This is a genomic window from Bacillus sp. M5A3_1b (genome assembly GCF_053345335.1).
The window spans coordinates 561186-574250 of record NZ_JBKEZY010000003.1 but is presented as its reverse complement, the minus strand read 5'-3'; the positions used below and the strand labels follow the sequence as shown (position 1 = coordinate 574250).

Annotated in this window: 11 protein-coding genes; 5 read left to right on the top strand and 6 right to left on the bottom strand. The window is 35.5% G+C overall.

From position 1 onward, the window contains the following. Positions 1-235 precede the first annotated feature (235 nt). From gyrA to dnaA, 6 genes are all read right to left on the bottom strand, one after another. On the bottom strand, positions 236-2707 hold the full coding sequence (gene gyrA / locus ACLBWW_RS12535; RefSeq protein WP_001282859.1) for a DNA gyrase subunit A: 2472 nt from the start codon (positions 2705-2707) through the stop codon (positions 236-238). 88 nt (positions 2708-2795) lie between these two features. Beyond that, positions 2796-4718: a DNA topoisomerase (ATP-hydrolyzing) subunit B gene (gyrB, locus tag ACLBWW_RS12530; protein WP_000435974.1), complete on the bottom strand. Its 1923-nt coding sequence runs from the start codon at positions 4716-4718 to the stop codon at positions 2796-2798. Between the two features lie 38 nt (positions 4719-4756). Continuing rightward, the gene (gene recF / locus ACLBWW_RS12525; protein ID WP_000470742.1) at positions 4757-5884 is read right to left on the bottom strand and encodes a DNA replication/repair protein RecF; all 1128 of its coding nucleotides are present in this window, start codon (positions 5882-5884) and stop codon (positions 4757-4759) included. 12 nt (positions 5885-5896) lie between these two features. Then, positions 5897-6109: a S4 domain-containing protein YaaA gene (yaaA, locus tag ACLBWW_RS12520; RefSeq protein WP_000821366.1), complete on the bottom strand. Its 213-nt coding sequence runs from the start codon at positions 6107-6109 to the stop codon at positions 5897-5899. A 127-nt stretch (positions 6110-6236) separates the two neighbouring features. Next, positions 6237-7376 (bottom strand): DNA polymerase III subunit beta, encoded by a 1140-nt coding sequence (dnaN, locus tag ACLBWW_RS12515; protein ID WP_001212890.1) that lies wholly within the window; start codon positions 7374-7376, stop codon positions 6237-6239. Positions 7377-7554: 178 nt separating this feature from the next. Further along, entirely contained in the window at positions 7555-8895 is a 1341-nt protein-coding gene (gene dnaA, locus ACLBWW_RS12510; RefSeq protein ID WP_000428027.1) for a chromosomal replication initiator protein DnaA, read from the bottom strand. A gap of 565 nt (positions 8896-9460) precedes the next feature. On the opposite strand from dnaA, the gene rpmH reads away from it, so the two are divergent. From rpmH to mnmE, 5 genes are all read left to right on the top strand, one after another. Continuing rightward, positions 9461-9595 (top strand): 50S ribosomal protein L34, encoded by a 135-nt coding sequence (gene rpmH, locus ACLBWW_RS12505; RefSeq protein ID WP_000831901.1) that lies wholly within the window; start codon positions 9461-9463, stop codon positions 9593-9595. Between the two features lie 76 nt (positions 9596-9671). Beyond that, complete coding sequence (rnpA, locus tag ACLBWW_RS12500) at positions 9672-10019, top strand: ribonuclease P protein component (protein WP_000731505.1); 348 nt, start codon at positions 9672-9674, stop codon at positions 10017-10019. A 52-nt stretch (positions 10020-10071) separates the two neighbouring features. Then, on the top strand, positions 10072-10839 hold the full coding sequence (gene spoIIIJ, locus ACLBWW_RS12495) for a YidC family membrane integrase SpoIIIJ (RefSeq protein ID WP_048542855.1): 768 nt from the start codon (positions 10072-10074) through the stop codon (positions 10837-10839). Next, entirely contained in the window at positions 10836-11453 is a 618-nt protein-coding gene (gene jag, locus ACLBWW_RS12490) for an RNA-binding cell elongation regulator Jag/EloR (RefSeq protein WP_048542853.1), read from the top strand. The genes spoIIIJ and jag overlap by 4 nt, the downstream gene beginning before the upstream one ends. 227 nt (positions 11454-11680) lie before the next feature. After that, positions 11681-13057: a tRNA uridine-5-carboxymethylaminomethyl(34) synthesis GTPase MnmE gene (gene mnmE, locus ACLBWW_RS12485; protein WP_000393767.1), complete on the top strand. Its 1377-nt coding sequence runs from the start codon at positions 11681-11683 to the stop codon at positions 13055-13057. The last annotated feature ends 8 nt before the right edge of the window (positions 13058-13065 follow it).

Sequence of the window (13065 nt, the reverse complement as noted above, 5' to 3'; positions counted from 1 at the left end):
TGTCTAGCATCTAAAAATAAAAATTGACGTTTCACGTTGTTTGTTTCGTTTAGTTTTCAAAGTTCAACATCGCGTTTCAGCGACTTTCATAATATATCATAGTATATTATTTTCGTCAACAAGTTTTTTAAGATAATTTGTATCTCTCATTTGCTGACTCTGCCTATTATATAGAGTTTTACATTGCTATGCAAGTATTATTATAAAAAAATAAGAGGAGGAAAAATCCCCCCTCTTATTCTTCAGAAGAAACCTCTTCATTAGATTCCTCTTCTTCATCTTTCTGTGCTTTTGCTACCGTCGCTACCTCTTGCTCATCCTCTAATCGAATTAGACGAACACCTTGTGTATTACGTCCCATTTGAGAGATTTGATCAACTGGCATACGAATAATAACACCTGCTGCCGTAATTAACATGATATCTTCTTCACCTGTTACAGATTTAACGGCTACTAATTTACCGTTTTTATCTGTAATATTACAAGTCTTCAGACCTTTACCACCACGGCTTTGTAGACGGTATTCATCAATAGGTGTACGTTTTCCATAACCATTTTTCGTTACGATTAGAACATTTACATCCTCTTCGACAATTTCCATGCCTACAACTTGATCTTCATCACCTAATGTAATTGCTTTTACACCAGCCGCATTACGTCCCATAGAACGCACATCTTGCTCGTTAAAGCGAATTAACATACCATTGCTTGTTCCTACAATAATATCCTTATCACCAGATGTTAAACGTACAGATATTACTTCATCCTCTTCACGAAGAGAGATGGCGATTAAACCATTCGTACGTATATTTGCAAATGATGAAAGTGGCGTTCTCTTAGAAATACCTTGTTTTGTTGTGAAGAATAAGAATTCATCATCACCAAATTCACGAATTGGAATAATGGCGTTAATCCATTCACCCTTATCTACACCTAATAAGTTAATAATAGGTATACCTTTTGCTGTACGACTATACTCTGGGATTTCATATCCTTTCGTACGGTATACTTTCCCTTTATTAGTAAAGAATAAAATGTGATCATGCGTAGAAGTAGTTAATAAATGCTCTACGAAATCATCATCATTTGTTCCCATTCCTTGCACACCACGTCCACCACGGTTCTGTGTTTTGTACGTAGAAGCCGGTAACCTCTTAATATAACCATTATGAGTTAACGTAATAGCGATGTTTTGCTCTGGAATCAAATCTTCATCTTCAATAAATTCCATGCCACCAATTGTAATTTCCGTTCGTCTCTTATCATTGAAGCGTTCTTTTACTTCCGTTAATTCTTCACGAATAATCTCAAGAACTTTCTCTTCATCTGCTAAGATTGCTTTTAATTCAGCGATTAATTTCATTAAGTCTTGATATTCTTGCTCAATTTTTTCACGTTCTAATCCTGTTAAACGTTGCAGACGCATATCTAAAATTGCTTGTGCTTGTTTCTCACTTAAACCGAAACGTTCCATTAAGCCTTGTTTTGCAATATCTGCTGTTTTCGAACTACGAATTAACGTAATAACTTCATCTAGATGATCTAGAGCAATTCGTAATCCTTCTAAAATATGAGCACGCGCCTCTGCTTTTTCTAATTCATAAGCAGTACGTCGACGAATTACTACCTTCTGATGCTCCAAGTAATGATATAAATTTTGTTTTAAATTTAGTACTTGTGGCTCTCCATTTACAAGAGACAACATATTAATACCGAAACTTGTTTGAAGTGCTGTATGTTTATATAGATTATTTAATAGTACATTGGCATTGGCATCACGGCGTACTTCCATAACAATACGCATACCGTTTCGATCTGACTCATCACGTAAATCCGTAATACCTTCAATTTTCTTATCACGAACTAATTCTGCAATTTTTTCAATTAATCGCGCCTTATTAACTTGATAAGGTAGTTCAGTTACGAGAATAGATTGTTTACCATTTGACTTCTCTTCAATTTCAACTTTAGCTCGAAGCATAATAGAGCCTCTACCTGTTTCATACGCTCTTCGAATCCCACTTCGTCCCAAAATTAAACCTGCTGTTGGAAAATCTGGTCCTGGAATAAACTCCATTAATTCCGCAATCGTAATGTCGGGATTATGGCTTAGTGCCAATACACCATCAATTACTTCACCGAGTTGATGCGGTGGAATATTCGTTGCCATACCTACCGCAATACCCGTCGTACCATTCACTAATAAATTAGGGAAACGCGCTGGCAATACAATTGGCTCTCTTTCAGAACCATCATAGTTATCTTGATAATCAATCGTATTTTTTGAAATATCACGTATTAATTCCATAGAAATCTTAGACATTCTTGCTTCTGTATAACGCATCGCTGCTGCTGAATCACCATCAACAGAACCAAAGTTACCATGCCCATCAACAAGCATATAACGTTGACTAAAATCTTGCGCCATACGTACCATCGTCTCGTAAACAGCCGAATCACCGTGAGGGTGATACTTACCGATTACTTCACCGACAATACGCGCTGATTTTTTATACGCTTTATCAGCTGTAATTCCTAAATCATTCATCGCATATAAAACCCTACGATGCACAGGTTTTAATCCATCACGAACATCTGGTAATGCACGAGATACGATAACACTCATTGCGTAATCTAAAAACGAGGTACGCATTTCATGACTAATATTAATTTCTCGAATTCGTGCTTGTTGTTGATTGTCTGACATCAACCAGCACCTCCTCTTACATTTCCGTTACACATACATTGATTTATATGTAGAAGACAGGAATACTTAGATTCCTGTCATTACCCATTTAAATATCAAGGTTTTTCACGTATTTTGCATTTTCTTGGATAAAGTTACGACGTGGCTCTACTTTATCTCCCATCAAAATTTCAAATGTTTCATCCGCTTCAATTGCATCTTGAAGTGAAACTTGAAGTAATGAACGTACTTCTGGGTCCATTGTCGTCTCCCATAACTGAGTTGGATTCATTTCCCCTAGACCTTTATAACGCTGAATCCCCGGCTTAGGTTGGGCTGGTAATTCAGCTAAGATTTTTTCAAGTTCCTTATCATTGTAAGCATATTGAATTTTCTTACCTTGTTGTACTTTAAACAAAGGTGGCTGTGCAATATATATATAACCGCACTCAATTATTTGACGCATATAGCGATAGAAGAACGTTAATAATAGGGTACGAATATGCGCACCATCAACATCGGCATCCGTCATAATAATAACTTTATGATAGCGTGCTTTTTCAATAGCGAAGTCTCCGCCGATATTTGTACCAATCGCCGTAATAATTGTACGAACTTCATCATTTGATAAAATCTTATCTAAGCGTGCCTTTTCAACATTAATAATTTTACCCTTCAGCGGTAAAATTGCTTGGAAATGACGATCACGCCCTTGTTTTGCAGACCCACCCGCAGAGTCACCCTCTACGATATAGATTTCACTAATTGCTGGATCTTTAGAAGAACAGTCTGCCAATTTCCCTGGTAAACTTGAAACTTCTAAAGCACTCTTTCGGCGAGTTAACTCACGAGCCTTTTTAGCTGCTACACGCGCACGCGCTGCCATCGTCCCTTTATCTATAATCTTACGTGCAACATTCGGATTTTCCAGTAAGAACTTTTCAAATGCCTCTGAGAATACTGACTCTGTAATTGTTCTTGCTTCACTATTTCCGAGTTTCGTCTTCGTTTGTCCTTCGAATTGTGGATTTGGATGTTTAATTGACACAATCGCTGTTAAACCTTCACGAACATCTTCACCAGTTAAATTACTATCCGCATCTTTTAAAATATTATTTTTACGACCATAATCGTTGATCACACGAGTTAAGGCTGTTTTAAATCCTACCTCATGTGTACCACCTTCATACGTATGAATATTATTTGTAAATGAGTAAATATGATTTGTGTATCCTTCGTTATATTGAAGTGCAACTTCAACCTGAATACCATCTTTTGAACCCTCTACATATACAGGTTCTTCATGAATTGGCTGTTTTGAACGATTTAAATGTTCAACATATGATTTAATTCCACCTTCATAATGGAATTCTTTCTTCTGTTTATGTTCACGTTTATCTTCAATTGTTAATTTAATATTACGATTTAAAAATGCTAATTCGCGCATACGAGTTGCTAACGTATCAAATTCGTATACTATTGTTTCCTGAAAAATTTCTGGATCTGGTTTAAATCGAGTTATCGTCCCTGTTTGATCTGTGTCACCAATGACTTTTAAATCCGCAACCGGGATACCTCTTTCGTATTTTTGATAATGGATTTTGCCTTCACGATGTACAAATACCTCTAGTTCTGTTGATAGAGCATTTACTACAGATGCCCCAACACCATGCAAACCACCGGAAACTTTATAACCGCCACCGCCAAACTTACCACCAGCATGAAGAACGGTCATTATAACTTCTACAGCAGGACGTCCCATTTTTTCTTGTATACCAACTGGAATACCACGTCCATTATCCGTTACAAGAATACTATTATCTTCTTCGATACTAACGTTAATTTCATCACAATACCCTGCAAGTGCTTCATCAATACTATTATCGACGATTTCCCACACAAGATGGTGAAGTCCTTTTCCACTTGTAGATCCAATATACATCCCAGGGCGTTTTCGAACCGCTTCTAATCCTTCAAGTACCTGTATCTGACTTTCATCATATGAGTTTTCTTCCATTTGCTTTTGTTCCATTGACACAAAGATCACCTACTTTTCCATTTAAATAGGGATTACGCCCTATCTATTTCACAATCTACCGTGCCGTTCGTTACATGAATTGTTTTCGCTTCTTTTAATGTTTCGTGTTCAATTCCGTCGACACTCGTCGTTGTCACAAATGTTTGCACTTTTCCTTGAATTGTATTTAACAGATGCGATTGACGATAATCATCTAATTCTGATAATACATCATCCAATAAAAGAATCGGATATTCCTTAACTTCTGAGTAAATCAATTCAATTTCAGCTAATTTTAGGGACAGTGCGGTCGTTCGTTGTTGTCCTTGCGAACCAAAGACTTGAACATTTTTACTATTAACGAAGAATTGTAAATCATCACGATGAGGACCAATTAAAGTCGTACCACGGAAAATCTCACGTTGTTTCACAGATTGAAAATTTTCATAGTATACTTCTTTTATTTTCGACAAATCCATTGATTCTGATACATCTACACTTGGTTTATAGACAATTTCTAACTCTTCTAATCCGCGGCTTATACCGCGATGAATTGGAGCTGCCCATTCTTGTAGTAAATGCAAAAACTCAAACCGTTTTTGCAATATTTTTGCACCATGCTCAATAAGTTGAAGTGTAAATACATCCAACATCGTTTCCTCATTCTTACTATTCCCTTGCATCTTTTTAAGCAAGTGATTTCGTTGCGTGAGCACCTTTTGATATTGACTCAATTCATACAAATAGATTGGAGCTATTTGGCCTAATTCCATATCTAAAAAGCGTCTTCTTACTTGAGGGCTTCCTTTTACAAGATTTAAATCTTCTGGGGCAAACATGACAACATTCATCATACCAATATATTGACTCAATTTTTGTTGTTCAAGTTGATTTAATTTTGCCTTTTTACCTTTTTTCGAAATATTTAATTCCAAAGACAAAGAACTATTTCTCTTTTGTAATTTTCCTTTAATTTGACCGAAGTCCTCATCCCAACGGATAAGCTCGCGATCATTAGAGGTTCTATGAGATTTCGCCATCGCTAAAACATAAATAGCTTCCATCAAATTCGTTTTCCCTTGTGCGTTTTCACCGATAATCACATTCACTTTATCTTCAAAGGAAAGCTCTAACTTTTCATAATTGCGATAGTTTTTTAATTGTATTTCTGAAATAAACAAAGGGCTCCCCCTTTATGCCTGAACTTGGAAACTTCCGCTTCCTGGAATTTCAATAATATCGTTCGCATATAATTTGCGACCTCTTCTATTTTCAAGTTCTTGATTCACGTACACTTCATATTCTTGTAAAAACCATTTTACAGCGCCACCTGTATCAATTACATCGGCTAACTTCAAAAATTGTCCTAGTGTAATATACTCTGTTGAAATTTTAATACGTTTCATAAAATCGCTCACTTTCTGAAAGTGTTCATTCTTTCATTGTACTAAATAAACTAACATTAGGAAAGTAATACCCAAAAATCAAATAAGGGCTACTAGTATCTGAAAACTAGCAACCCTTACTTCTTACTTAGTAAGTACGAACCGGTAAAATTAATTGAATAATGGACTCATCATTTACTGTACGAATTAAGAATGGTCTCATCGCACCAGTAAAGCTAATTTTAATTTCAGTACTATCTAAAGCTTTTAGTGCATCCATCATATATTTTGCACTAAAAGATATTTTTAACTCTTCCCCATCCACTTTTTCACATTGAACTTCCTCTACTACTTTCCCAATTTCTGGTGAATTCGAAGAAATTTCTAGCATTTCCTGTTCTAAAGTTGATAATTTTACAACATTATTACGACCATCCCTTGCTAATAAAGATGCACGATCAATTGCTTGTAAAAATTCTTTTGTATTTACAAAAATATCTGTTTTACTTTCGGCTGGAATTAAACGAGTTGTATCCGGATAATTACCTTCTAACAATCTTGAGAAGAATAATAAATGCTTTGTACGGAATAATACTTGATACTCCGTAATAACGATATCTACCATTTCTTCAGACTCATCTAGAATTTTGCTTAATTCATTTAAGCTTTTACCTGGAATAACAACACTCGCTTGAAATTCATCTGCGATTCCTTCGATTTTTGCTTTTCGAAGAGCTAACCTGTGACTATCTGTAGCAATACAAGTTAATTCGCTGTTATATACTTTCCAGTTTACACCTGTCAAGATCGGTCTTGTTTCAGAAGTGGAAACTGCGAATACAGTTTGTCTGATCATATGTTTCAGTAAATCTGTTGGAATCTTAAAAACATGGTGTTCTTCAATTTGTGGTAACAATGGATATTCAGCAGAATCTAAACCATTTAAATTAAACTCTGATTTTCCAGAAATTATTTTTGTCATAAAATGATTTTCCACAGAAATTTCGACAGTCTCTTTAGGTAATTTTTTTACAATCTCACTAAAATATTTTGCTTGTAAAATAATACTTCCTGATTGTGCTACTTCTACGATCTCTTTTCCATTGTCTTCAACTGGGATAAAAGATTCAATAGAAATATCAGCATCGCTTCCTGTTAACGTAACTCCTTCTTCCGTAGCGACAACTTTAATTCCTGTAAGGATCGGAATTGTTGTACGAGAAGAAACAGCCTTCATTACATCTTGTACACTTCTTACAAGATAGTCTTTTTGTATTGTAAAACGCATAAAGAAAAACCTCCGGTAAGTATAATATTTTATTTAATTAATAAAGATAAAATATAGTAGTAATAGTAATAGGACCTGTGGATATGTGGATAACCCCGTTAAATGATGTAAAAACAGTCTATCTACATGTGGATAGACTGTGCGTAAAACAAGGGAAGTTATTCACACTATTCAGCTACTACTTTAAAATATCGTTAATTTCTTCAACTTGTTTTTGTAATTGCGTATCCGTTTTAAGCAGCTTAGAAATTTTTTCATGAGCATGGATAACTGTTGTATGATCACGTCCACCAAATTCTTCACCGATTTTAGGTAAGGAGTAATCTGTAAGTTCGCGTGATAAATACATTGCAATTTGGCGAGGGAAGGCAACTGATTTTGTTCGCTTTTTCGCCTTGAAATCTTCCAGTTTTATTTGATAAACGTCCCCGACAGCCTTTTGAATATCATAAATGGAGATAATTTTTGGTTTAGAATTTGGAATAATATTTTTAAGTGCTTCAGCTGCTAAATCAGCATTAATATCTTTGTTAATTAAAGATGAATAAGCTACAACTCGGATAAGTGCACCTTCTAGTTCACGAATGTTTGAATCAATTTGATTTGCAATATAAAGCATAACCTCATTTGGTATATCGAGTCCTTCAGCCTTTGCTTTTTTACGTAAAATTGCAATTCGTGTTTCTAAATCTGGTGGCGTAATATCCGTAATGAGTCCCCATTCAAAGCGAGAACGAAGACGATCTTCTAAAGTTGGAATTTCTTTTGGTGGCCGATCACTTGAAATTACAATTTGTTTACTTTCTTCGTGTAATGCATTGAATGTATGGAAAAACTCTTCTTGAGTTTGTTCTTTTCCTGCTAGAAATTGAATATCATCTATCAATAAAACATCTACATTACGGTATTTATTACGAAAATCGACCGCTTTATTATCACGAATAGAATTAATGAATTCATTTGTAAATTTTTCTGATGATAAATATACAACCTTTGCGTTTGGGTTATGTTCAATTACATAATGACCAATTGCATGCATTAAATGGGTCTTTCCGAGTCCAACTCCCCCGTAAATAAAGAGTGGATTATATGCTTTAGCTGGCGCTTCGGCTACGGCCAATGAAGCAGCGTGAGCAAAACGGTTACCAGAGCCAATAACAAATGTATCAAACGTATATTTTGGATTTAGCATACTCTGTGGTAAATGATTAGAATCATCTTGTGCTGAATTTGGTTTAGAAGGAGGAAGATCAATCTCCTCTTCAGCTTGACTTTGGGGAATAATAAAGCGAATAGCTAATTTTGCCCCCGTTAAATCATAAAGTGTTTCCGAAATTAGCTCTGAATAATGAGATTCTAACCAATCACGAGCGAATTCATTTGGAGCTGTAATTGTTAACACGTCTTTCTTTAAATTATGTGCGGTTGTTGATTTTAACCATGTTTCATAACTTGGTTTACTGACCTTTTTTTCTAGTTCTTTTAAGGCGCTGTTCCATAAATCAGAGATGTTTTCCAAAGGTGTCCCTCCTTTACTAAGATGGTAAAAGAATAAGGTTGCGCAACAAATGTACAACCTAAATAAATATAAAATGTATATTTATACGAAACGTATTTTAAAACCTAAAAACGTCGTTTGTATATGAGATAGGGTTTTCGACAAAAAAAGCAAATGTGGATAAGCATTTACCCACATGTGATTAAAACTGTCCACATGTTATACACAAATTGTGGATAAGATAAAGGTGTGGAAAACTTATTCAAAGTGAAAACACAACTATAATATCAAAAAAAAGTAGCTATAGCAATGAATTTAAGAAAGTTATCCACAAAATCAATACCTTGTGGAATAAACTTGTCCACAACACGATATACTGTGTAAAAGTACGAAAAGGGTTTGTGGATATAAAAACCGAGAAAAAACATTTATCCACAAGGAAATATAGGGTCTGTGAAAAAGTATGTGAATAGGTTCAAAATGAATATTTGATGAAAATTTCGAGAACCATTGACATTTTCCTAGTTGATTAACTATAATTTATAGGACTGTCTTTAACAGATATTCCTCAGGGAGGTGTCATATAATGAAAAGAACTTACCAACCAAATAAACGTAAGCGCAGCAAAGTACATGGTTTCCGCAGCCGTATGAGCACAGCGAACGGACGTAAAGTGCTAGCAGCTCGTCGTCGTAAAGGAAGAAAAGTATTATCTGCGTAGACCACTGATCGTTCAGTGGTCTTTTTTTCTAATAATAGTGAATTTCCACTGATGAACTACAGGAGTGTCAATTGATATGAAGAAAAAATATCGTATAAAAAAGAATGATGAATTCCAGACGGTTTTTCAAAAAGGAAAATCGAATGCTAACCGTCAGCTTGTTGTCTATCAACTAGATAAGGGAGAGCAGCCAAACTTTCGTATTGGCCTTTCTGTCAGCAAGAAAATAGGAAATGCAGTAGTGCGTAACCGAATTAAACGTATGATCCGCCAGTCGATCACAGAATTAAAAGATGAGATAGATTCTGGAAAAGATTTTGTTATAATAGCAAGGAAGCCTTGTGCAGAGATGACATATGAAGAATTAAAGAAAAGCTTAATTCATGTCTTTAAACGCTCTGGTATGAAAAGAATAAAAAAGTAGCGTAAGGAAATGAATTACACTATATACATACCGAAACAAGGAGGAGCAGGCTTTGAAAAAGAAAATAGGTTTACTAGCCATGGTTATTGCATTAATGGCAATTGCTGCTGGCTGTAGTGAAGTGAAACAGCCGATTACACCGAAAAGTACTGGAATTTGGAATGAATATTTCGTATATCCGCTTTCTCAGTTAATTACGTATTTTGCCAACTTATTTGGTAGTAATTACGGTTTAGCAATCGTTGTTACAACTCTTATCATTCGTTTTGCATTATTACCATTAATGATTAAACAAACGAAGAGTACGAAAGCAATGCAAGCGTTACAACCAGAAATGGTGAAGTTAAAAGAGAAATATAGTTCTAAAGATCAAGCAACACAGCAAAAACTACAACAAGAAATGATGCAGTTATATCAAAAAAATGGTGTAAACCCATTAGCAGGGTGTTTACCGATATTTGTTCAGATGCCTATTTTATTTGCGTTTTACCATGCGATTATGAGAACGGCAGAAATTAGTAAGCATACATTTTTATGGTTCGACTTAGGGCAGGCAGATCCGTACTATATCTTACCGGTTGTCGCGGCAATTACGACATTTATTCAGCAAAAGCTTGCAATGGCAGGAACAGCTGGTCAAAATCCGCAAATGGCAATGATGATTTGGCTTATGCCAATTATGATTTTAGTCTTTGCAATTAACTTCCCAGCTGCATTATCACTTTACTGGGTTGTTGGTAATATCTTTGGTATCGCTCAAATGTACTTGATCAAGGGGCCAGAAATTAAGGCTAGTAAGGCAGAAGGATCAAGCAAGTGAGTGTAATTACTGCTAAAGGACAAACAGTCGAGCTGGCAGTACAAGATGCTTTAAGGCAACTAAATGTTCCAAAAGACCGAGTAGATATAAATATTATCGATGAGGGTAAAAGAGGGTTCCTAGGTTTATTTGGGAATCGACCTGCAGTAGTAGAAGTCGTATTGAAGAAAGATCCGATTCAAGAATGTGAAGAATATTTAAAAAATATTATTCATGATATGGGTGTGGAAGCTGAGATTAGTAAAATTGTAAAAGGACGCGAGGTTGAATTTACAATTTCTGGCGAAAACATAGGTGTTTTGATTGGGAAAAGAGGAAACACCTTGAATTCTTTGCAGTATTTAACAAAACTTGTGGCGAATCGTAGTACGAAGCAGTATATTGGCATCACACTAGATGCTGAAAATTATCGTAGTAAAAGAAAAGGTACATTAGAAGCACTTTCTTATCGATTAGCAAAACAAGTAGTAAGTACGAAAAAAAGAGTTGTGTTGGAGCCTATGCCATCTTTTGAACGAAAGATTATCCACCAAGCATTATCTAATCATCAAAATATCATTACAACTTCTGAAGGAAAAGAACCACATCGACATGTTGTAATATCTTCCAAGTGACCGGTTACTCAATTGAGTGCCGGTTTTTTTGAGGGGAAAATAGGTGTGGATAACTAAAAAAACACTAAACTTATCCACTGTGAATAAGTTTAGTGTTTTTCACATGAGGACATAATAAAATGAGTTATTATTCTTTTGTAGATAGGTTCGTTATGGTATTCTAATAATTTAGTGAAGAAAATAATCAAGTTGAAATAGAGATAAATAAGCAAGTGAGGTGAAAGGACATGGAATTTGATACAATTGCCGCGATTTCCACAGCGCTTGGAGAGGGTGCAATTGCCATTGTTCGAGTAAGTGGGGATGATGCGGTTGAAAAAGTTAATCGTATTTTTAAAGGGAAGGATTTAACAGAAGTTCCTTCTCACACAATTCATTATGGTCATATTGTCGATTTAGATACAAATCAGGTTATTGAAGAAGTGATGGTATCTATTCTGCGCGCACCAAGGACTTTTACACGTGAAAATATAGTGGAAATTAACTGTCACGGCGGACTTGTTTCGGTAAATAAAGTATTGCAGCTTATTTTAGCGCAAGGAGTAAGATTAGCAGAGCCTGGTGAATTTACAAAACGTGCTTTTTTAAATGGCCGTATTGATTTATCACAAGCAGAAGCTGTTATGGACTTAATCCGTGCAAAAACAGATCGTGCAATGAACGTAGCGATTAATCAAATGGAAGGACGATTATCTAAATTAATCGGCCGTCTGCGTCAGGACATATTAGAAACGTTGGCTCATGTTGAGGTAAACATAGATTACCCGGAATATGATGATGTGGAAGAAATGACACATAATATTTTAATTGAGAAAGCTACACATGTTCGTACGGAAATTGCAAAAATATTAGAAACATCGAAGCAAGGAAAGATTTTACGTGAAGGTATTGCTACTGCAATCATCGGTAGACCTAACGTTGGGAAGTCATCGCTATTAAATAGTCTTGTTCAGGAGAAAAAGGCAATTGTAACTGATATTGCAGGAACAACTCGTGATGTTATTGAAGAGTACGTTAATGTGCGTGGTGTACCACTTAAACTTATAGATACAGCCGGGATTCGTGAAACAGAAGATGTTGTTGAACGAATTGGTGTAGAGCGTTCAAAAGAAATGATGAGCCAAGCTGATTTAGTGTTAGTTGTCGTTAATTATAGCGAGGCTTTAACGCATGAGGATGAAGATCTATTCCGTGCCGTACAAGGAAAAGATTTCATTGTTATTGTAAATAAGACAGATTTATCGCAAGTAATCGATATGGAACGTGTTACAGAATTGGCAGCGGGAAATCGTATTATTACAACATCGTTAATTGAGGAACAAGGAATAGATGAGCTTGAAAAGGCAATAGCTGATTTATTCTTTGAAGGAACAATTGATTCTGCAGATGTGACATATGTTTCTAACGCGAGACATATTGGATTATTAACACAAGCAGGAAAAACAATTGGAGATGCAATTGAGGCAATAGAAAATGGTGTTCCAATTGATATGGTGCAAATTGATTTAACAAGAACGTGGGAAATACTTGGTGAAATTACTGGTGATACCGTCCATGAAAGCCTAATTGACCAGTTGTTCTCTCAATTTTGTTTAGGAAAATAATATAGCGA